Below are 18,989 nucleotides of genomic sequence, written 5' to 3'. Positions count from 1 at the left end.
GTCGATTCAAGCATCTGAATCGAAGCATTCCTCGCTGCTTACTTCGTCCAACTCTTTGATTATCAAGGAGTTTTCCGTTTCGTCTGCGCCGGAAGTGGGGCGAATTATAGACAGATCCAGAGGGGCGTCAAGCACTTATTTGAACTTTATTCCGAACGAAGTGTAATTCGCCCAAATGCCTTCTTGCCCGCTTGGCAAACATGGGTGGCGCCCAGCTTGAACACGAACCCGCGATCTACAACCTCACCATCTATACGCACGCCACCAGAAGCCAGGAGATCACGAGCCACCGCAGAGTTCTTTACCAACCCCGCCTTATTAAGGACAGCCGCGATCGGCATGTCTTCGGTAGCAGCCAAGCCAATCTCCGGGAGATCTTCGGGAAGCTCGCCATCCTTCATACGGTTACCCGCCGAACGATGAGCAGACGCTGCCGCTTCGTCACCATGGAACCGCGCGACAATCTCCTCAGCCAGCTTGATCTTGATGTCGCGTGGATTCGCGCCCGCTTCACACTGCGCCTTGAAAGTGGCGATCTCTTCCATGGATCGGAAGCTAAGCAGCTCAAAGTAACGCCACATCAGCGCATCAGGGATGGAAACCAGCTTGCTGTACATAATGCCGGGCGCTTCCTGAATGCCCACATAGTTACCCAAGGACTTGGACATCTTCTTGACGCCGTCCAACCCCTCGAGCAACGGCATGGTCAGGACGCACTGCGCTTCCTGACCATAGGCACGCTGAAGCTCACGCCCCATCAGCAGGTTGAATTTCTGATCGGTGCCGCCCAGCTCGACGTCGGCGCGCAAGGCAACCGAGTCATACCCCTGTACGAGGGGATAAAGGAATTCGTGGATGGCGATGGACTGGTTCGACTTGTAGCGCTTGTCGAAATCATCGCGCTCCAGCATGCGGGCTACGGTGTACTGGGAAGAGAGCCGGATGAAATCGGCAGGGCTCAACTGATCCATCCAGGTGGAATTGAATGCCACCTCGGTTTTGGCCGGATCCAGAATCTTGAAGACCTGGGCCTTGTACGTCTCTGCGTAGTCGAGCACTTGCTCGCGCGTCAGCGGAGGCCGGGTCGCGCTCTTGCCACTCGGATCGCCGATCATCCCCGTGAAATCGCCGATCAGGAAAATCACCTGATGCCCAAGCTCCTGGAATTGACGCAGCTTATTAATAAGCACCGTGTGGCCGAGGTGTAAATCGGGCGCGGTTGGGTCGAACCCGGCCTTGATACGAAGTGGCTGCCCACGCTTGAGCTTTGCGACCAGCTCGGCCTCGACCAGGAGTTCATCTGCACCGCGCTTGATCAGCGCCAGCTGCTCTTCAACCGACTTCATAACCGCCCCGTAATGCCTTATTTCAAAGGGAACCAACCATACAAGATCAGCGCACAAATACAAGTTCTGCCAACAGGTGCTGGACGAATCGCGGAGCGACCCGATCGCAAGCTTGCCTCAGACGAGATTTGGTTATATTTTATACAGTTATTTCATCTTCATCATGTCATTCATCTTTTCCATTTCATCTTTTTTCAAAGTCAAAATTACCTATGAACGACACTCCGCCTAAAGCGCCACCGCTTTATCCGAAGAGCCACCTGCTCGCAGCCAGCGGTATCGCCGCACTGCTTAGCCTGGCTCTCCTCGTCTTTCCATCCAGCGATGTCGAAGCCAAACGAACAAACCTTGCGCTTGAACTGGACACACCTGCTGACCAGATCGAGCAAGAACAAGACGTTCAACAACAGACTCAAGCCACAGAAGCTCCCGTCGATTCTCCCTTCGCCCAGATTGAAGGTGATGCGGACGAGCCCGCAGAAACAGCGAAGACCCCTACCGAAACCAAGATGGCGCCCAAAGAGGTAGCTACCGCGAAGGGCCCGACTCACAGGGAAGTTGTCGTGTCAAAGGGCGACACCCTCTCAACGCTGTTCGGCAAAGTCGGTTTGCCTGCCACCGCGGTGCATGACGTTATTGCCAGCGACAAACAGGCCAAGCAGTTCAGCCAGCTGAAAAACGGTCAGGTTCTGCAGTTCGAACTGTCACCCGAAGGCAATCTCAAGCAGCTGCACAGCAAGCTGAGCGACACTGAGAGCATCAGCTTGTCCCGAACTGATAAGGGCTACACGTTCACTCGGGACCTGACCAAACCCAATGTCCGCACGGCCTACGTTCACGGCATGATCAATAACTCTTTGTCGCAATCAGCGCAGCGTGCAGGCCTCAGCCACACCATGACCATGGAAATGGCGAACATCTTTGGCTACGACGTGGACTTCACTCAGGATATCCGCAAGGGTGATGAATTCGACGTGATCTACGAGCAGAAAGTAGTCAACGGCAAGACGGTCAGTACCGGCAATATCCTGTCGGCGCGCTTCGTCAACCGAGGCAAGACTTATACCGCCGTCCGTTACACGAACAAGCAGGGCAACACCAACTACTACACCGCCGATGGCAACAGCATGCGCAAAGCGTTCATACGTACGCCGGTGGAGTTTGCACGCATCAGCTCGCTGTTCTCATCGGGTCGCAAGCACCCGATCCTGAACAAGATTCGCGCACACCAAGGCATCGACTACGCTGCACCCCGTGGCACGCCAATCAAAGCGACCGGCGATGGCAAAGTCATTCTTGCCGGTCGACGTGGAGGGTACGGTAATACCGTGATCATCCAGCACGGCGAAACCTACCGTACGTTGTATGGCCACATGCAAGGCTTCGCCAAGGGCATTCAGTCCGGATCCAGCGTCAAGCAGGGTCAGGTCATTGGCTATATTGGAACCACCGGCCTGTCCACAGGTCCTCATGTTCATTACGAGTTTCAGGTAAACGGCGTTCATGTCGATCCGTTGGGGCAGAAGCTGCCGATGGCTGACCCGATCGCCAAGTCCGAAAAACAGCGGTTCATGCAGGAGAGCCAACCTCTGATGGCTCGTATGGACCAGGAAAAGGCCACCATGCTGGCCTCGAGTAAGCGCTGACCCATGACTTTATATGTAGGTGTAATGTCCGGAAGCAGTCTGGATGGACTCGACTTCGCGCTGGTAGAACAGGATGACCGACCACGTTTGCTCGGCACCTACTACATTCCGATGCCCGATGATTTGCGCGCTGAATTGCTGGGGCTCTGCGCCAGCGGCGTGGACGAGCTGGCCCGTGCCGGTATCGCCGAGCAGAAATGGGTCCATTTGGCCGCTCAGGGTGTGCTGGCGCTGTTGAACCAGCAGAATGTATCTGCCGGTGAAATCCGAGCCATCGGCAGCCATGGCCAGACGATCCGCCATGAACCCGCCCGAGGCTTCACCATTCAGATTGGCAACCCTGCCCTGCTCGCCGAGTTGACAGGCATCACCGTGGTGAGCGACTTCCGCAAGCGCGATATCGCTGCGGGTGGCCAGGGTGCGCCGCTGGTCCCCGCCTTCCACGAAGCGTTGTTTGACGACAACAAGGACCACCGTGCGGTGCTCAACGTAGGCGGATTCAGTAACCTCAGCCTGATCGAGATCGACAAACCGGTGTCTGGCTTCGACTCGGGTCCGGGCAACGTGTTGCTGGACGCCTGGATTCAAGCGCAGCGCGGCGCAAGCTACGACCGTGACGGTGCGTGGGGAGCGAGCGGGACGGTCAATGAATTGTTGTTGAAATCCATGCTCAGCGATCAGTTCTTCCAGACCAAAGGCCCGAAAAGCACAGGTCGTGAAGTGTTCAACCTCGGCTGGGTCCACCATCATTTGTTTCAGATGCCGACGCTGAGACCCGAAGATGTGCAGGCGACGCTGCTGGAAGTCACTGCATTGAGCATTACCGAGTCACTGCAATCAGCACAGGCTCAGACCAAAGAGTTACTGGTCTGCGGCGGCGGCGCCCACAACAAGGCGCTGATGGACCGACTGGCGGCGCTGCTGCCTGCTACGAAGGTCACGAGCACTGCCGAGTTTGGCGTTGACCCTGATTGGGTCGAAGCAATGGCGTTCGCCTGGCTTGCGCACTGCGCGCTGGAAAGCGTGCCGGCCAACCGTCCGAGCGTGACGGGTGCCAAAGGGCTGCGTGTTCTGGGTGCAATTTACCCGGCCTGAAGCGTAAGGCTCGCCATGCAAAACGCCGCGCAGATGCGCGGCGTTTTTATGTGTAGCGTTTTTACGTACAGCGGCTGGATCAGATCGAGAACGAGGAACCACAGCCGCAAGTAGTCGCGGCGTTAGGGTTCTTGATCACGAAGCGAGAGCCTTCCAGACCCTCCTGATAATCCACTTCCGCACCCGCCAGGTACTGAAAGCTCATGGGGTCAACCACCAGGCTGACACCCTCGCGCTCGACGATGGTGTCATCTTCGGCCACGTCTTCATCGAAGGTGAAGCCGTACTGGAAACCGGAACAGCCGCCACCGGTCACGAAGACGCGCAGCTTCAGGCGGTCATTGCCCTCTTCATCGACCAGAGTTTTCACCTTGTGCGCGGCACCGTGGGTGAATTCCAAAGCCACAGGGGTGAAGGATTCAACGCTCATGCTCAAAATCTCCCGGCGCTAAGCCGTCATAATGCGTAATGACGCGCATTATCCGCTTCTCCTAGAAAAATGGTCAACTATTCTGAGGGCAGCCACAAGCTGCAAGCGATAAGCTGCAAGAAACAGCCGGCTATCGGCGATCCAATTCAGGCTTGTCGCTTGAAGCTTGAAGCTTGAAGCTTGAAGCTGCTGTTACGGCAACATCCCCCCGTGGGAAAGACCCAGACGCTCATCCAGGCCAAACATGATGTTCATGTTCTGAACGGCTTGGCCCGAAGCGCCCTTGACCAGGTTGTCGATGACCGACAACACTACCACCAGATCGCCATCCTGCGGGCGATGCACCGCCATGCGGCACACGTTCGCCCCGCGTACGCTGCGGGTCTCCGGATGGCTTCCGGCTGGCATCACGTCAACAAAAGGCTCGTTGGCGTAGCGTTTTTCAAACAAAGCCTGCAGGTCCACAGACCTGTCGACGACGGTCGAGTACAAAGTCGCGTGGATGCCACGGATCATCGGCGTCAGGTGAGGAACGAACGTCAGCCCGACGTCGCCGCCCGCCGCGATGCGCAGGCCTTGGCTGATTTCGGGAAGGTGGCGATGCCCTTTCACCGCGTAAGCCTTGAAGCTCTCGCTGGTCTCCGAATACAGCGAGCCCACACTGGCCCCACGACCCGCGCCACTGACACCCGATTTGCAGTCGGCAATCAGGCGCAACGGATCAGCGAGTCCCGCTTCGAGCAGTGGCAGAAAACCCAGCTGAGTCGCGGTCGGATAGCAGCCCGGCACCGCAATCAGACGCGCGCTCTTGATGCGCTCGCGGTTGACTTCCGGCAGGCCGTACACCGCCTCGTCGAGCAATTGCGGCGCGCCGTGGGGCTGGCTGTACCACTTGGCCCATTCAACCGGGTCTTGCAGACGGAAGTCGGCGGACAGGTCGATGACCTTGGTTCCCGCAGCGAGTAACTCGCCTGCCAGCGCATGCGCCACACCGTGGGGAGTGGCGAAGAACACCACGTCACAGGCGCCGAGGACTTTGACGTCAGGCACGCTGAACGCCAGGCCATCATAGTGACCGCGCAGGTTGGGATACATGTCAGCGACAGGCAGACCTGCCTCGGAGCGCGAGGTGATCGCGACCACATCAGCCTCCGGGTGTTGCGCCAGAAGACGCAGCAACTCGACGCCGGTGTAACCCGTGCCGCCGACGATACCGACCTTGACCATAACCTGCCCCTCAACGAAACCAGTGGAAAGCCGCTGATCATATGGGTCGATTGCCATGGGGACAACCGCGAACGTGACGTACGGGCGCCGAAGCCACTACTATTTGGCACCGTGTCCCTGGAAACAAACCAAAATGCTCTATCTCTGGATTAAAGCGCTGCATATCGTTGCGATGGTGTGCTGGTTCGCTGCTCTGTTCTATCTGCCCCGATTGTTTGTCTACCACGCCATGAGCGAAGACTCCGTGAGCCGCGAGCGTTTCTGTACCATGGAGCGCAAGTTGTACCGGGGCATCATGATGCCGGCGATGATCGCCACCCTTGTCTTCGGTATCTGGCTGATCGTCCTTGCGCCGGGGTTCCTCCAGCAAGGCTGGCTGCATGCCAAGCTCACCCTCGTTGTCTTGCTGATTGGCTATCACCATGTGTGCGGCGCCCAGGTCAAACGCTTCGCGCGTGGCGAGCCAGGACGCAGCCATGTGTTCTATCGCTGGTTCAACGAGATACCCGTGTTGATCCTGCTGGCCGTGGTCATTTTGGTTGTCGTCAAACCGTTCTGACGCGTTTGCTCACATCGTATGAACTCAAGACAAGGAAGCCAGCATGGCAGAGCAATTCAAGATCGTTTTCGAGGGACAACTGCGAACGGGTGTTGAGCCGGAAACAGCGCGTCAGAACCTGGCGCAGCTGTTCAAGACTGACCTTCCCGGTATCGATCGCCTCTTCACCGGCAACCCCGTGACCATCAAGCGCAGCCTGACGCGTGACGATGCGCAACGCTATCTTGCGGCGCTCAACGATGCGGGTGCCGAGGGTCGTATCGAGCCTGAGCAGCCCGTATCATTAAGTCTTGAAGAAGTGGTCGAAGACGCTCCCCAGGGCCCGGCTTTCGACCCCGAGGCATCGCCCTATGCACCGCCGCGGGCGCCGGTTGCCCAGGACGGGCCCGCGGTTGGTGATTTGAAGGTGTTTTCCGTGCAGGGCCGGATTGGCCGTCTGCGCTACCTGGCGTGGAGCCTGGCGCTGGTCGCCGTTGGCATGCTGGCCGGGGGGTTGTGCGTCGGCGTTCTCAGCGTTTCCTTGGTCGCAGGCGGGCTGCTGGGGGCCGTTGCCCTCGTCGCGTTTGTCGTCGTCAGTATCCAGATCGGCGCCCAGCGTTTGCATGACGCGGGTTGGTCAGCGTGGTTGCTGTTGTTGAATCTGGTGCCCGTGGTGGGCAGCTTCTTTCCGATACTGATGATGGCCGTTCCTGGCAATACGGGCCCTAATCGGTACGGACCGCCACCGCCCGGCAACACGCCGCGCGTCAAAGTCCTCGCCGTGCTTTGGCTCGCGGTGCTAGCGCTGGTCTTTGTCGCCGCGATGATGGGCGGCCTGGAAACCGTTCAGGAACAGGTCGAAGCCACCACCAGCGAATACGAGCAAGCGCTGCCTTACGACGATGACTCCAATGACACGGAACAGCTGACCGTTCCTGCTGATCCTGTCGATATTGGTGACTCGTCCGACAGCAACGACGACCAATAACTATCTGGCAGCAAGGACGCTGTCTTAATACGAGCTGCAAACACCGGAGAATTGCATGACCCGTTACGCCATGGTCACAGGTGCATCCAGCGGTATTGGCCTGGCGATGGCCGAAGCCCTCGCACGTCGGGGTCGCAACCTCATTCTGGTGGCCCGGCACCGGGAAATGCTCGAGAGCATAGCGATAGAGTTCACCCAACGGTTTGGTGTCGAGGTCCTGTTTCGCGCCTGCGACCTGGGCGAGCCACTGCGCCTCTCCGGCTTTCTGCTTGAACTCGAGGAAGGCACACGAAATATCGATTTGCTGGTCAACTGCGCCGGCATCGGCAACAGCGGGCCATTCCTGGCTCAGGAGTGGGCGCAAGAGCAGGACTTGCTCGACCTGAATGTGCTGGCGCTGACCCGTCTCTGTCACACCGTTGGCAATCTGATGGCCGTGCAGGGCGGCGGTCAGATCCTCAACGTTGCGTCGATCATGGGCTTTCAGCCCGGGCCGTGGATGAGCACTTACGCGGCGAGCAAAGCGTACGTATTGCACTTTTCGGAAGGGCTTCGCGAGGAGCTGCACAAAACCGGCGTGAAGATTTCGGTGTTGTGCCCGGGCCCCACGCGTACCGCGTTTTTTCGCACGGCACAGCTGGACGCCGGTAAGTTCACCCACGACAAGCACATGACTGCTGAAGAAGTCGCGCTGTATACGGTTCGCGCACTGGACAAGAACCGTGCGGTGATCATTCCCGGTTGGCGCAACAGGCTGCTGACCCGCCTTCCTCGTTTTGCCGGGCGCTGGATGACGCGAAAGCTTTGGGGCTCGCTGCTGAAATCTCGCACGTCAGTCTGAAGCGGCACATCACAACAAACGTCTGGGCGGGACCCGAGACGCTCAGTACACTGCCTTCATCCCCTCAAAACGGAGCAAGAAGGCTGTGGATACTTTGTTCACCAAGATCATCAACCGGGAAATTCCGGCCAAGATCATCTACGAAGATGATCAAGTGCTGGCCTTCCACGATATCGCCCCACAGGCACCGGTGCATTTTCTGGTTATCCCGAAAAAGCCCATTGCGACCCTCAACGACGTGACTGAAGAAGACAAGGGCCTGCTGGGCCACATCCTCTTCACTGCCCAACGTCTGGCGAAAGAGCTGGGTTGCGAGGACGGCTTCCGCGTGGTCATGAACACCAACGAGAAAGGCGGGCAGACCGTCTATCACATTCACATGCATGTGCTGGGTCAGCGCCAGATGAACTGGCCGCCGGGCTGAGTCATCGCCACCTGCGCCATCCCTGCCGGGTGCGTGCCCACGCCTCGGCGGGCTGACGCCGGACACGCCCGGTTAGTCCGTTTGAGGTAGACTGCCCACCGTGGATTTACCCGGAGGCGCCCATGGCTACCGAACGTCACTATTCCCCTATCGACCGTTTTTTGCTTCAGGCCGACGCTGCGATGAAGACGCTGCTGCCCGTCAGCGCGCACGCAAGCCGTCCATCGCCTGCCATTGTTCAACCTGACGTCAAGATGAATGAGGCCGACACCCGACATGTCGTCGGGCTCATGCGCATCAACCATACCGGCGAAGTGTGCGCCCAGGCGCTGTACCAGGGACAGGCGCTCACCGCGAAACTGCCCCGGGTGCGCAAAGCCATGGAGCATGCCGCCGAAGAAGAGATCGACCATCTGGTGTGGTGCGAGCAGCGCATTCATCAACTGGGCAGCCACACCAGCGTGCTCAATCCGCTGTTCTACGGTGCTTCTTTTGGCATTGGCGCGGTCGCGGGTCTGATCAGCGACCGGATCAGCCTGGGCTTCGTTGCCGCGACGGAAGATCAGGTGTGCAAACACCTGAATGAGCATCTGGAGCAATTGCCTGTCGAGGACGAGAAGTCCCGGGCAATCCTCAAACAGATGCGCGCCGACGAGGAGCAACACGCCGAAAGCGCAATCGAAGCAGGCGGGTTCCGCTTCCCGGCTCCGGTCAAGTTTGGCATGAGCTTGATCGCCAAGGTCATGACCAAGACCACCTACCGGATCTGATCGGATTTGCGGCCTCCTTGTTTCCGCCACCCAGACAGGGAACCGCTAAAGCCGGAAATTAAAAAGGCGCCTTCGAAGGCGCCTTTTTTGTACCGCTGAAACCTCACACCGGCATGTTGCGACCGTAGAAGATTTCGAGCATTTCGTGCTTCACGCGCCCCGTCACCTGCTCGCGCTGCTCGGCGGAGAGGTTGCTGGTGGCGTCGCCGAACAGGTAGTTGTCCAGTTCGAACTGCTTGAGCAGCATTTTGGTGTGGAACAGGTTTTCCTGGTACACGTTCACGTCAGTCATCTGGTAGCTGTCGCGCGTGTCGTCGGAAAGGTAATTCTGGATCGAGTTGATCTCGTGGTCGATGAAGTGCTTCTTGCCTTCGACGTCACGAGTGAAACCGCGCACGCGGTAATCGACGGTCACAATGTCGGACTCGAACTTGTGAATCAGGTAGTTGAGCGCTTTCAACGGCGAGATCACGCCGCAGGTCGACACGTCGATGTCCACACGGAAGGTGGCGATGCCGTCAACGGGGTGAATTTCAGGGTAGGTGTGAACCGTGATGTGGCTCTTGTCCAGGTGCGCGAGGATAGTCTCAGGCAGTGGACCCGGCGATTCTTCGATCTGGCTGTCGGTCGGAGTGACCGGCTGCTCGGAGATGAGAATGGTCACACTGGCGCCCTGTGGATCGTAATCCTGACGCGCGATGTTCAGGATGTTCGCGCCAATGATATCGACGACATCAGTAAGAATCCGCGTCAGGCGTTCAGCGTCGTACACACTGTTGATGTACTCGACGTAGGCCTGCTGGTCCTGCGGGGTTTCCGCATAGCAGATGTCATAGATGTTGAAGCTCAAGGTCTTGGTCAGGTTATTGAACCCGTGGAGCTTGAGTTTGCTTTTCACCGTTAAAAACTCTCTATATGGGTGCGGCGCTGGCCGCGTGATCAAGCATGCCCGTCAACTGAGCCCGGCTCAGCTGCGTAGGACGGTTAACACCTCTTCGCGTTGGCGATTTTGGTTGTCTGGTCGGAGGCGAGCCGGGTGTCCGGCGGTCGCGCCCTGAAAAAGGGGCGCATTATGCAGACGTCAGAAGTCGCATGCCATAGCCTGCACCGCTTTTATGAAAATTGAGCGTTGCTCAGCCCAGTTCGATGATCTCGTAGTCGTGGGTGATCTCGATGCCCGCGTTACCCAGCATGATCGACGCCGAGCAATATTTCTCGGCCGACAGCTCGATCGCACGCTTGACCTGGGTCTCTTTCAAACCGCGGCCTTTAACCACGAAATGCAGGTGAATCCTGGTGAACACTTTGGGGTCTTCGCTGGCGCGCTCGGCTTCCAGAAACGCCTCGCAGCTTTCGATGGGCTGACGGGCCTTCTTGAGGATGCTGACCACGTCGTAGTTGCTGCAGCCACCCAGGCCAATCAGCACCATTTCCATCGGACGGACACCCAGATTGCGGCCGCCGCTTTCCGGCGGACCGTCCATCACAACCACGTGGCCGCTCCCGGACTCGCCAAGGAACATCGACTCACCGGCCCATTGAATACGCGCTTTCATCATCAGGACTCCAATGCTTGAAAAATGGCGGCCAGCTTAGCACAGGGCCTCATCGTGCTTGAGTGGACTCGAAGGGCCCTTGAACGAACGAAATGTAGGAAATATCTGAAAAAATGGATATTTGCCGGTGAGGAGCTGCGTCAAATCGGAAATACTGCCGATACCTCTAAGAATGCCTCAGGGCGCAGTTTTTTACGGGATACAGCCATGCTCGCCGCGCCGCCTCCGAACAAGATGAAAATTGCAGACAAACTGCTGCCCCATGCTCAACGGCGGCGATGCCCGGCAAAGAGCAACATCCTCTGCGCAGGCGAACAATCGGACTCGCTGTACCTGATTATCAAAGGCTCGGTAACGATCCTGATCGAAGACAACGAAGGCCGCGAGATGATCGTCGCCTACCTCAACAGCGGCGACTTTTTCGGCGAACTGGGTCTATTTCAGCAAGCGCCCGCCGGCGCGGAGCGGAGCGCCTGGGTGCGTGCCAAAACCGAATGTGAAGTGGCGGAGATCAGCTACGCCAAATTCCGCGAGCTCGCCCAGCATGATCCTGAATTGATGTTCGCCATCGGAGCGCAGATCGCCGAACGGCTGCGTAACACCACGCGCAAGGTCGGCGATCTGGCGTTTCTGGACGTGACCGGGCGCGTCGCCCGGAGCCTGCTCGATCTGTGCAAACAGCCCGACGCGATGACCCATCCCGATGGCATGCAGATCAAGATCACGCGCCAGGAGATTGGCCGTATCGTGGGGTGTTCAAGGGAGATGGTCGGTCGTGTGCTCAAGGCGCTGGAAGAGCAGAACCTGGTACATGTCCGGGGCAAAACCATGGTGGTGTTCGGCACCCGTTAACAGGGTGACCGTTACCTGCAGGTCAATCAGATCCCGGCGAGGATCCTTTTATACCGTTCGCTCAGACGGTCCAGGAAGTCCGGCGCTTCGAACAGCTCGTGTAAAGCGATATGACTCTGCGCATCACAGCGCTGCTCCAGTTCGCACGTCTCATTGAAGCGATTGACCGCATTAACCATGTCGACCCGCTCGTCATCCAGCAGCATCGCGGCATGCGCCAGCACCACCGGCCGTTTGCCGCCCCGACTCTGGCGCCAGCGCTGCGCGGTCCCCACCATCTTGCGAGCGTTGAGGTTGACGTTGAAGCGGCCGTCGCAAAAAGCACCGGCCACTTCGCCCAGCGATGCGGCGCCGCCCAGCTCACTCAGCGTGTCGAGTATCGGCTGACACAGGCGCAGGTAAGCGTTTTCGATGCGGTCACGATCCAGATCGGTATCGGGCTGCACATACACCAGCGCCAAGTTGACGGTCGCGGGCGACTGCGGCACGGGTTCGCCGCCGCTTTCACGCAATAGCACGGGCCAGCCGCTGTCGGCCAGCGTTTCGCTGGCTTCACTGAAACCGGGAAGACGGCTCAAGCGGCGCGGCATGACCAACGCGCGGTCCGCAGGACGCCAGAACAGCAGGCCAATGTCGGCGTGGCCATCACACACCGACGCGAGCAAGTCTTGCTCGGCCTTGAGGCCTGCTTCAACGCAGGTTTCCAAGAGCTGAAGGGTCATGCTGCCTCCTGAAGCGAGTGGTGATGGCTTTCTTTGCTAGAGCGATGTATCAGTCCAGTCCACTTGATTTGATCGCCGTGCCTTTCTCCGGGAAGAATAACCGCTGCAATTCCACGCCAGGCTTCTCGGCGCGCATGAACGCCTCGCCCACCAGGAAGGAATAGACGTCGCTGATTTCCATGAGCTCGACATCGGCGCGGTGGAAAATACCGCTTTCGGTGACGACAAGGCGATCACGCGGAATCCGTGGCAGCAGGTCAAGCGTGGTTTCCAGGCTGACTTCGAACGTGTGCAGGTTACGGTTGTTGACGCCGACCAGCGGCGTGTCGAGGGTTTTCAGTGCCCGCTCCAGTTCGTCGCCATCGTGGACTTCGACCAGCACATCCAGGCCAACACTCTTAGCGACAGACGCCAGCTCGGCCATTTTCACGTCGTCCAGCGCGGACACGATCAACAGGATGCAGTCGGCGCCCAGGGCCCGCGCTTCGACGATCTGATACGGATCAATCATGAAGTCCTTGCGGATCACCGGCAGCGTTGTCGCCGCTCGGGCCTGCTTCAAATACTCATCCGCGCCCTGAAAGAAATCGATATCCGTCAGCACAGAGAGGCAGGTAGCCCCGCCCGCTTCATAACTCCTGGCGATCTCTGCTGGCTCGAAATGCTCCCGGATCACGCCCTTGCTGGGGGAGGCCTTCTTTATCTCTGCAATGACGGCCGGCTGCTTGCGCTTGGCCTGGGCGATCAGCGCTTTGGCGAACCCACGCGGCGCATCGGCGGCTGCGGCCAGCGTTTCCAATTCGGAGAAGCTGACGCTGGCGCGGCGTGCCGCGACTTCCTCGGCCTTTCGGGCCAGAATCTTTTCCAATACCGTCGGTACGCTCATTCTTCATTCTCCTGCTTGAATACCGCGGTAAAGGCACCCAGTTCTTCCAGCTTTTCGCGGGCCAGACCCGTATGCAAGGCGTCGTGCGCCAGCGCCACGCCTTCTTTCAATGACGAAGCATGGTCAGCGGCGTAAAGCGCGGCGCCGGCGTTCAGCACGATCATTTCGGCGGCTTTCTGGCCGTGCTCGGTTTTGCGCCGACCCAGCGCGTCACGTATCAATTCCAGCGACTGCGCCGGGCTGTCGACCACCAGGCCGAACAGGCTCTGGCTCTTCATGCCCAGATCTTCGGGCTGCACCCAGTATTCGGTCACTTCGCCGTTTCTGAGCTCCGCGACAAACGTCGGCGCAGCGATGCTGAATTCGTCCAGACCGTCCTGAGAATGCACCACCAGCACATGTTTACTGCCCATGCGCAGCAGGACCTCGGCCAGTGGTCGGCACAACGCCTGGCTGAAGACGCCGACGACCTGGTGCTTGACGCCGGCCGGGTTGGTCAGTGGGCCGAGCATGTTGAACAGGGTCCGCAGGCCCAACTCTTTGCGCGGCCCGGCAGCGTGCTTCATGGCGCCATGATGGGTCTGCGCGAACATGAAACCGATGCCGACGCTGTCGATGCAGCGCGCTACTTGCACCGGAGTCAGGTTCAGGTAGACGCCCGCGGCTTCCAGTAAATCGGCGCTGCCACTCTTGCCGGAGACGGCGCGATTGCCGTGCTTGGCGACCGTGCAACCCGCGGCGGCGATCACGAACGCTGCAGCCGTGGATACGTTGAAGATGTTCGCGCCATCCCCGCCAGTGCCGACGATGTCGACCACCCCGTCGAGGGTCTTGAGTTGGACTTGATCGGCCAGCTCACGCATGACCGACACGGCGCCGACGATCTCGTCAATGCTCTCGCTCTTCATGCGCATGCCCATCAGGAACGCGCCAATCTGGGCCTGAGTGCACTGGCCGGTCATGATCTCGCGCATGACGTCGCGCATTTCGTCGGTGCTCAGGTCCAGTTGATTCACAACCCGGCCGAGCGCGGTTTTGATATCCATTGCCATATCGAAGTGCCCTTAACCCTGACGGGTACCGCCGGTCTGCTTGAGGAAGTTGGCGAACAGCTCGTGGCCCTGCTCGGAAAGAATCGACTCAGGGTGAAACTGCACGCCCTCCACGTTCAGGGTTTTGTGGCGCAGGCCCATGATTTCATCGACCGAGCCATCGTCGCGCTGGGTCCAAGCGGTCAGTTCGAGGCAGTCCGGCAGAGTCTCGCGCTTGACCACCAGCGAGTGATAGCGCGTTACCGTCAACGGATGCTTGAGCCCTTCGAACACGCCTTTGTCTTCATGGATCAGGTCGCTGGTCTTGCCATGCATGACCTCCCGCGCGCGCACCACATCACCGCCGAACGCCTGGCCAATCGACTGATGACCCAGGCAGACGCCCAGCACGGGCAGCTTGCCGGCGAAGTGTTTGATGACGTCAATGGAGACGCCCGCTTCGTTCGGGGTGCAGGGGCCGGGGGAAACAACAATGCGCTCGGGGTTAAGGGCTTCGATTTCAGCGACGGTCATTTCGTCGTTGCGAATCACTTTGACGTCGGCGCCCAGCTCGCCCAGATACTGCACGACGTTGTAGGTGAAGGAGTCGTAGTTATCGATCATCAGCAGCATGGTGCTTAACCTTTTGAATTACTGACTTCTAACGTGGCCTTCCGGGTTCTGGCCGCAGTTGCACGCAGAGGGGTCGCAGGACGGGTTCCGGCGAGACACTGCAAAACCGAGGCATCAGAAGGCATATCAATACAGATCCGGCGGGGCCGGCGGGGGAAATAGTCAGGCGCGCCAACGCCAACGGGCGTGGCCCTTGATAACGCGCATCAAGAAGCTGCTGACAATCGACACAGGAAAGGTCTCGTTCATACGTAGCGGCACAGTAGCGTACCGCCGCAGGGCGCGCAATATCGCAGTGCCCGGATGGCGCGGCCCAGCGGCCGACCGGCAGGATTTGAACGCCCGCAAGGTGCAGATCGCAGCATGGAAGTCGGTACAGAATATTTGCCGTGAATGCCACGGGATCGTGGGTGATTTGTGTCGCGGCTGCTACCTTCTCGTACAGCACAGAAAACAATAAGGGATCTCCCCATGCTCAATGCCACACTGCGCTGGCCGTTCGCGGCCTGTCTGCTCTCGCTCGCCTGTTCTTCCGCGCTGGCCGCCTCCTCGCCCTATTCAACGATGATCGTGTTCGGTGACAGCCTGGCCGATGCCGGGCAGTTCCCCGATGCGGGCGGACCACCCGGCGCCACCTTGCGCTTCACCAACCGCACCGGTCCGACGTATCTGAACGGCAGCGGTGAGGCATTCGGCCTGAATTCATCGACATTACTGGGTGCAAGGCTTGGCGTAGCGCCCGCTGATTTACAGGCATCGACCTCCCCTGTACGCGCAGCGCAAGGTTTGGCTGACGGGAACAACTGGGCAGTGGGTGGCGACAGGACGGACCAGATCCTCGCTGCAATCACCACTCAGTCAACCATTGCCAACACTGACGCTTCGACGGGTGTCACGACGGTGTTCCGGACGCGTCCGGGTTATCTGCTTGAAACCAGTTCGCGGGCCGACCCGAACGCCCTTTATTACCTGACCGGAGGTGGCAATGACTTCCTTCAGGGTCGGGTGCTGAGCCCGGGACAGGCCATCAACGCGGCGAACAACCTGGCCGACGGCGCACAATTTCTGTCCCAGGCCGGGGCACGTTACATCATGGTCTGGCTGCTGCCTGATATCGGGCGCACGCCTGCTGTGTTCGGCACGCCGCTGCAGGTGCCGTCGACGTTGCTGAGCGGAGTGTTCAACCAGCAACTGGTCAACCGGCTGGGCCGAATCGATGCCGAGGTCATCCCACTGAACGTGCCGGGTCTTGTGCGTGACGTTTTGACGGACCCGGCGCGGTACGGGTTGGCCGCCGATCAGAACCTTGTGGGCACCTGTTTCAGCGGTAACAGCTGTACCGCCAACAGCGTTTACGGGATCGGCGGCCTCACGCCGGACCCGACCAAACTGCTGTTCAACGACGGCGTGCACCCGACCGTTGCCGGCCAGCGCCTGATTGCCGACTACGGTTATTCGATTCTGTCGTCCCCGTGGGAGATCACCCTTTTGCCGGAGATGGCCAACGGCACGTTGCGCGCGCAGCAGGATGAACTGCGCAGTCAGTGGCTGGCGGACTGGGGCAACTGGCAGAACGTCGGTGAATGGCGGGCTATTGTCGCTGGTGGCGGTCAGAAGATGGATTTCGATGCGCAAGGCAACTCCGCAAGCGGCGACGGTCACGGCTACAACCTCACTGTGGGTGGCAGCTACCGCTTCGCCGAGGACTGGAGAGCCGGCGTGGTCGCGGGTGCTTACCGGCAAACCCTCGAAGCCGGGGCCAAGGATTCGGACTACAAACTCAACAGCTACATCGCCACCGCGTTCGTGCAGTATCAGGCGCAACACTGGTGGGCAGACCTGGCGGCTTCGGGCGGAAAACTCGACTACGACAACCTCAAGCGAAAATTCGCTTTGGGGATCAGCGAAGGCGCGGAGAAAGGCGACACCGACGGTGATTTGTGGGCAGTCAGTGGGCGCCTGGGTTTTGATCTGGCCGAGCAAAGCAGCCGCTGGCATTTCTCGCCTTTCGTCAGCGCCGATTATTCCCACGTCAACGTTGACGGCTACTCGGAGAACAGCGCCCGTGCGACTGCACTTAATTATGACGACCAGACGCGTAAGTCGAAGCGGCTCGGCGCCGGGCTGCAGGGCAAGTTCGACGTCACGCCGCAGACTCAACTGTTTGGCGAAGTGGCCCATGAACGCGAGTTTGATACGGATCAGCAGGACGTGACCATTGCGCTGAACAGCGTGCCGGGCGTGAGCTTTGATCTACAGGGGTACGATCCGCAGCGCAGCCTGAACCGCGCCAGTGTGGGCCTGAGCCAAAAACTGGCGCCGGACCTGACACTGCGTGCCGGCTATAACTGGCGCAAGAATGATGACGTGACCCAGCAAGGGCTGAATCTGGCGGTGAGTCTGGATTTTTGAAGCCATCCCCCAGCGGGATTTCTGGCCGGCATAAAAAACGGCGCCCCTGGCGCCGTTCTCATGTGCAGACCCACCATCAAGCCTCGGGCGTCTGCTCCGCCAGCGCCACAGCGCGAAACATTGCACGGCGCTTGTTGAGGGTTTCTTCCCATTCGAGCGCCGGCACTGAGTCGGCGACGATGCCGCCCCCGGCCTGCACATGCAGTTCGCCGTTTTTGATCACGGCCGTGCGGATGGCAATGGCGGTGTCCATGTTGCCGTTCCAGGCAAAATAGCCGACGGCGCCGCCATACACACCGCGCTTGACCGGCTCCAGCTCATCGATGATCTCCATCGCACGAATCTTCGGCGCGCCTGACAACGTGCCCGCCGGCAGGATGGCCCGCAGCGCGTCCATCGCCGTGAGGCCGCTTTTCAGCTGACCGGTGACGTTGGACACAATGTGCATGACATTCGAGTAACGCTCGATGACCATCTTCTCGGTGAGCTTCACCGAACCGATTTCCGAGACGCGTCCGGTATCGTTGCGTCCCAGATCGATGAGCATCAAGTGCTCGGCAATCTCCTTGTCGTCGGACAGGAGGTCAACTTCCAGCGCGTAATCTTCCTCTTCGGTGGCGCCACGAGGCCGTGTGCCAGCAATCGGGCGCACAGTGATCAGGTTGTCTTCGACCCGCACCAGCACTTCCGGCGAACTGCCGACGACGTGGAAGTCACCGAAGTTGAAGAAGTACATGTAGGGCGTGGGGTTGAAACACCGCAGCGCGCGATACAGGTCAATCGGCGCGGCTTTGAAGTCGATGGACATACGCTGCGACGGCACGACTTGCATACAGTCGCCGGCGAGGATGTATTCCTTGATCGTGCCGACGGCCTTTTCGTAGTCCGCCTGGGTAAAGCTGGAACGGAACACCGGGTCGGCCGCCTGGGGACGGGTCAGGTCCAGACCACGACGCGGCGTGATTGGCTGACGCAGTTTGTCCATCAACGCCTCGAGCCGCGCCAGCCCACCTTCATACGCGTCAGCCTGGGACGGATCGACCAGCACGATCGCGTGCATCTTGCCGGCCAGGTTATCGAACACCACCACGGCATCGGACACCATGAGCAGAATGTCAGGCACGCCGAGCGGATCAGGGTTCGGGCAAGCGCCCAGACGCGGTTCCACGTAGCGCACGCAGTCATAACCGAAGTAGCCCATCAGGCCGCCGTTGAAGCGTGGCAGTCCGGCAATGGTCGGGACGTTGTAGCGAGCCTTGAAGGTCTCGACGAAGTGCAGCGGGTCGTCGGCTTCCAGGCGTTCGATCTCGACACCGTCGTGGGTCACGCTGACGGTGTGGTCATGCACCCGCATGACGGTGCGGCACGGCAGGCCGATGATCGAATAACGCCCCCACTTCTCACCGCCTTGTACCGATTCGAGCAGGTAGGAGTTGGGTTCATCAGCGAGTTTCAGATAGATCGACAGTGGCGTGTCGAAGTCGGCCAGGGTTTCGTAGGCAAGGGGAATACGGTTGTAGCCTTCAGCGGCCAAACGCAGGAAATCTTCGCGGGTCATGATCAGCCTCGTGGTCTGAGGGGAAACGGTCAGG

General features: G+C 59.4%; 19 protein-coding genes. 9 read left to right on the top strand and 10 right to left on the bottom strand.

Annotated features, from left to right (window positions below; all coding sequences use genetic code 11):
* Nucleotides 1-146: 146 nt before the first annotated feature.
* Entirely contained in the window at nucleotides 147-1,346 is a 1,200-nt protein-coding gene (gene tyrS / locus VF672_RS12480) for a tyrosine--tRNA ligase (RefSeq protein WP_331104891.1), read from the bottom strand.
* 212 nt (nucleotides 1,347-1,558) lie between these two features.
* Here tyrS and VF672_RS12475 point away from each other — a divergent pair, with 212 nt between their 5' ends.
* A complete protein-coding gene (locus tag VF672_RS12475) occupies nucleotides 1,559-2,992 on the top strand; it encodes a peptidoglycan DD-metalloendopeptidase family protein (protein WP_331104895.1) in 1,434 nt (477 codons plus the stop codon).
* 3 nt (nucleotides 2,993-2,995) lie between these two features.
* On the top strand, nucleotides 2,996-4,087 hold the full coding sequence (locus VF672_RS12470; protein ID WP_331104890.1) for an anhydro-N-acetylmuramic acid kinase: 1,092 nt from the start codon (nucleotides 2,996-2,998) through the stop codon (nucleotides 4,085-4,087).
* A 79-nt stretch (nucleotides 4,088-4,166) separates the two neighbouring features.
* On the opposite strand, the gene erpA is transcribed toward VF672_RS12470, so the two are convergent.
* Nucleotides 4,167-4,517: an iron-sulfur cluster insertion protein ErpA gene (gene erpA / locus VF672_RS12465; RefSeq protein ID WP_122536594.1), complete on the bottom strand. Its 351-nt coding sequence runs from the start codon at nucleotides 4,515-4,517 to the stop codon at nucleotides 4,167-4,169.
* Nucleotides 4,518-4,709: 192 nt separating this feature from the next.
* On the bottom strand, nucleotides 4,710-5,744 hold the full coding sequence (gene argC / locus VF672_RS12460; RefSeq protein WP_331104894.1) for an N-acetyl-gamma-glutamyl-phosphate reductase: 1,035 nt from the start codon (nucleotides 5,742-5,744) through the stop codon (nucleotides 4,710-4,712).
* 133 nt (nucleotides 5,745-5,877) lie between these two features.
* Between argC and hemJ the strand changes: the two genes are divergently transcribed.
* The 5 genes from hemJ to coq7 all read left to right on the top strand — a co-directional run bounded on the left by hemJ (nucleotide 5,878) and on the right by coq7 (nucleotide 9,305).
* Complete coding sequence (hemJ, locus tag VF672_RS12455) at nucleotides 5,878-6,303, top strand: protoporphyrinogen oxidase HemJ (RefSeq protein WP_133775438.1); 426 nt, start codon at nucleotides 5,878-5,880, stop codon at nucleotides 6,301-6,303.
* 43 nt (nucleotides 6,304-6,346) lie between these two features.
* Nucleotides 6,347-7,270 (top strand): DUF805 domain-containing protein, encoded by a 924-nt coding sequence (locus tag VF672_RS12450; RefSeq protein WP_331104889.1) that lies wholly within the window; start codon nucleotides 6,347-6,349, stop codon nucleotides 7,268-7,270.
* 55 nt (nucleotides 7,271-7,325) lie between these two features.
* Nucleotides 7,326-8,111: an SDR family oxidoreductase gene (locus VF672_RS12445; RefSeq protein WP_331104888.1), complete on the top strand. Its 786-nt coding sequence runs from the start codon at nucleotides 7,326-7,328 to the stop codon at nucleotides 8,109-8,111.
* A gap of 85 nt (nucleotides 8,112-8,196) precedes the next feature.
* Nucleotides 8,197-8,535: a histidine triad nucleotide-binding protein gene (locus VF672_RS12440; RefSeq protein ID WP_331104887.1), complete on the top strand. Its 339-nt coding sequence runs from the start codon at nucleotides 8,197-8,199 to the stop codon at nucleotides 8,533-8,535.
* 122 nt (nucleotides 8,536-8,657) lie between these two features.
* Nucleotides 8,658-9,305, top strand: coding sequence for a 2-polyprenyl-3-methyl-6-methoxy-1,4-benzoquinone monooxygenase (gene coq7 / locus VF672_RS12435; RefSeq protein WP_331104886.1), 648 nt, complete (start codon nucleotides 8,658-8,660; stop codon nucleotides 9,303-9,305).
* A gap of 103 nt (nucleotides 9,306-9,408) precedes the next feature.
* Here coq7 and speD read toward each other — a convergent pair whose 3' ends face one another.
* The gene (gene speD, locus VF672_RS12430; protein ID WP_037019204.1) at nucleotides 9,409-10,203 is read right to left on the bottom strand and encodes an adenosylmethionine decarboxylase; all 795 of its coding nucleotides are present in this window, start codon (nucleotides 10,201-10,203) and stop codon (nucleotides 9,409-9,411) included.
* Between the two features lie 235 nt (nucleotides 10,204-10,438).
* Nucleotides 10,439-10,861, bottom strand: a complete 423-nt coding sequence (locus VF672_RS12425) for an OsmC family protein (protein ID WP_331104885.1) — start codon at nucleotides 10,859-10,861, stop codon at nucleotides 10,439-10,441.
* A 207-nt stretch (nucleotides 10,862-11,068) separates the two neighbouring features.
* Between VF672_RS12425 and crp the strand changes: the two genes are divergently transcribed.
* Nucleotides 11,069-11,713 (top strand): cAMP-activated global transcriptional regulator CRP, encoded by a 645-nt coding sequence (gene crp, locus VF672_RS12420; protein ID WP_331104893.1) that lies wholly within the window; start codon nucleotides 11,069-11,071, stop codon nucleotides 11,711-11,713.
* 26 nt (nucleotides 11,714-11,739) lie between these two features.
* Here the strand turns inward: crp and VF672_RS12415 are convergent, their stop codons facing one another.
* The 4 genes from VF672_RS12415 to VF672_RS12400 are packed head-to-tail and all read right to left on the bottom strand — an operon-like array spanning nucleotide 11,740 to nucleotide 14,985.
* Entirely contained in the window at nucleotides 11,740-12,435 is a 696-nt protein-coding gene (locus VF672_RS12415; RefSeq protein WP_331104884.1) for a lipoate--protein ligase family protein, read from the bottom strand.
* 49 nt (nucleotides 12,436-12,484) lie between these two features.
* A complete protein-coding gene (trpC, locus tag VF672_RS12410; protein ID WP_331104883.1) occupies nucleotides 12,485-13,321 on the bottom strand; it encodes an indole-3-glycerol phosphate synthase TrpC in 837 nt (278 codons plus the stop codon).
* The gene (trpD, locus tag VF672_RS12405) at nucleotides 13,318-14,367 is read right to left on the bottom strand and encodes an anthranilate phosphoribosyltransferase (protein ID WP_331104882.1); all 1,050 of its coding nucleotides are present in this window, start codon (nucleotides 14,365-14,367) and stop codon (nucleotides 13,318-13,320) included. The genes trpC and trpD overlap by 4 nt, the downstream gene beginning before the upstream one ends.
* Before the next feature lie 18 nt (nucleotides 14,368-14,385).
* Complete coding sequence (locus VF672_RS12400; RefSeq protein ID WP_331104881.1) at nucleotides 14,386-14,985, bottom strand: aminodeoxychorismate/anthranilate synthase component II; 600 nt, start codon at nucleotides 14,983-14,985, stop codon at nucleotides 14,386-14,388.
* 471 nt (nucleotides 14,986-15,456) lie between these two features.
* Here VF672_RS12400 and estP point away from each other — a divergent pair, with 471 nt between their 5' ends.
* Nucleotides 15,457-17,397, top strand: coding sequence for an esterase EstP (gene estP, locus VF672_RS12395; protein WP_331104880.1), 1,941 nt, complete (start codon nucleotides 15,457-15,459; stop codon nucleotides 17,395-17,397).
* 76 nt (nucleotides 17,398-17,473) lie between these two features.
* Here estP and trpE read toward each other — a convergent pair whose 3' ends face one another.
* A complete protein-coding gene (trpE, locus tag VF672_RS12390) occupies nucleotides 17,474-18,955 on the bottom strand; it encodes an anthranilate synthase component I (RefSeq protein ID WP_331104879.1) in 1,482 nt (493 codons plus the stop codon).
* Nucleotides 18,956-18,989 lie beyond the last annotated feature (34 nt).

It is taken from the genome of Pseudomonas sp., assembly GCF_036387035.1.
Lineage (GTDB): Bacteria > Pseudomonadota > Gammaproteobacteria > Pseudomonadales > Pseudomonadaceae > Aquipseudomonas.
This window is presented reverse-complemented; position numbering and strand designations above follow the sequence as displayed.

Bases quoted from the DNA above. Each gene is read 5' to 3' on its own strand.
- tyrS (WP_331104891.1), bottom strand. From the start codon at position 1,346: ATGAAGTCGGTTGAAGAGCAGCTGGCGCTGATCAAGCGCGGTGCAGAT.
- VF672_RS12475 (WP_331104895.1), top strand. From the start codon at position 1,559: ATGAACGACACTCCGCCTAAAGCGCCACCGCTTTATCCGAAGAGCCAC.
- VF672_RS12470 (WP_331104890.1), top strand. From the start codon at position 2,996: ATGACTTTATATGTAGGTGTAATGTCCGGAAGCAGTCTGGATGGACTC.
- erpA (WP_122536594.1), bottom strand. From the start codon at position 4,517: ATGAGCGTTGAATCCTTCACCCCTGTGGCTTTGGAATTCACCCACGGT.
- argC (WP_331104894.1), bottom strand. From the start codon at position 5,744: ATGGTCAAGGTCGGTATCGTCGGCGGCACGGGTTACACCGGCGTCGAG.
- hemJ (WP_133775438.1), top strand. From the start codon at position 5,878: ATGCTCTATCTCTGGATTAAAGCGCTGCATATCGTTGCGATGGTGTGC.
- VF672_RS12450 (WP_331104889.1), top strand. From the start codon at position 6,347: ATGGCAGAGCAATTCAAGATCGTTTTCGAGGGACAACTGCGAACGGGT.
- VF672_RS12445 (WP_331104888.1), top strand. From the start codon at position 7,326: ATGACCCGTTACGCCATGGTCACAGGTGCATCCAGCGGTATTGGCCTG.
- coq7 (WP_331104886.1), top strand. From the start codon at position 8,658: ATGGCTACCGAACGTCACTATTCCCCTATCGACCGTTTTTTGCTTCAG.
- VF672_RS12425 (WP_331104885.1), bottom strand. From the start codon at position 10,861: ATGAAAGCGCGTATTCAATGGGCCGGTGAGTCGATGTTCCTTGGCGAG.
- crp (WP_331104893.1), top strand. From the start codon at position 11,069: ATGCTCGCCGCGCCGCCTCCGAACAAGATGAAAATTGCAGACAAACTG.
- VF672_RS12415 (WP_331104884.1), bottom strand. From the start codon at position 12,435: ATGACCCTTCAGCTCTTGGAAACCTGCGTTGAAGCAGGCCTCAAGGCC.
- trpC (WP_331104883.1), bottom strand. From the start codon at position 13,321: ATGAGCGTACCGACGGTATTGGAAAAGATTCTGGCCCGAAAGGCCGAG.
- trpD (WP_331104882.1), bottom strand. From the start codon at position 14,367: ATGGATATCAAAACCGCGCTCGGCCGGGTTGTGAATCAACTGGACCTG.
- VF672_RS12400 (WP_331104881.1), bottom strand. From the start codon at position 14,985: ATGCTGCTGATGATCGATAACTACGACTCCTTCACCTACAACGTCGTG.
- estP (WP_331104880.1), top strand. From the start codon at position 15,457: ATGCTCAATGCCACACTGCGCTGGCCGTTCGCGGCCTGTCTGCTCTCG.
- trpE (WP_331104879.1), bottom strand. From the start codon at position 18,955: ATGACCCGCGAAGATTTCCTGCGTTTGGCCGCTGAAGGCTACAACCGT.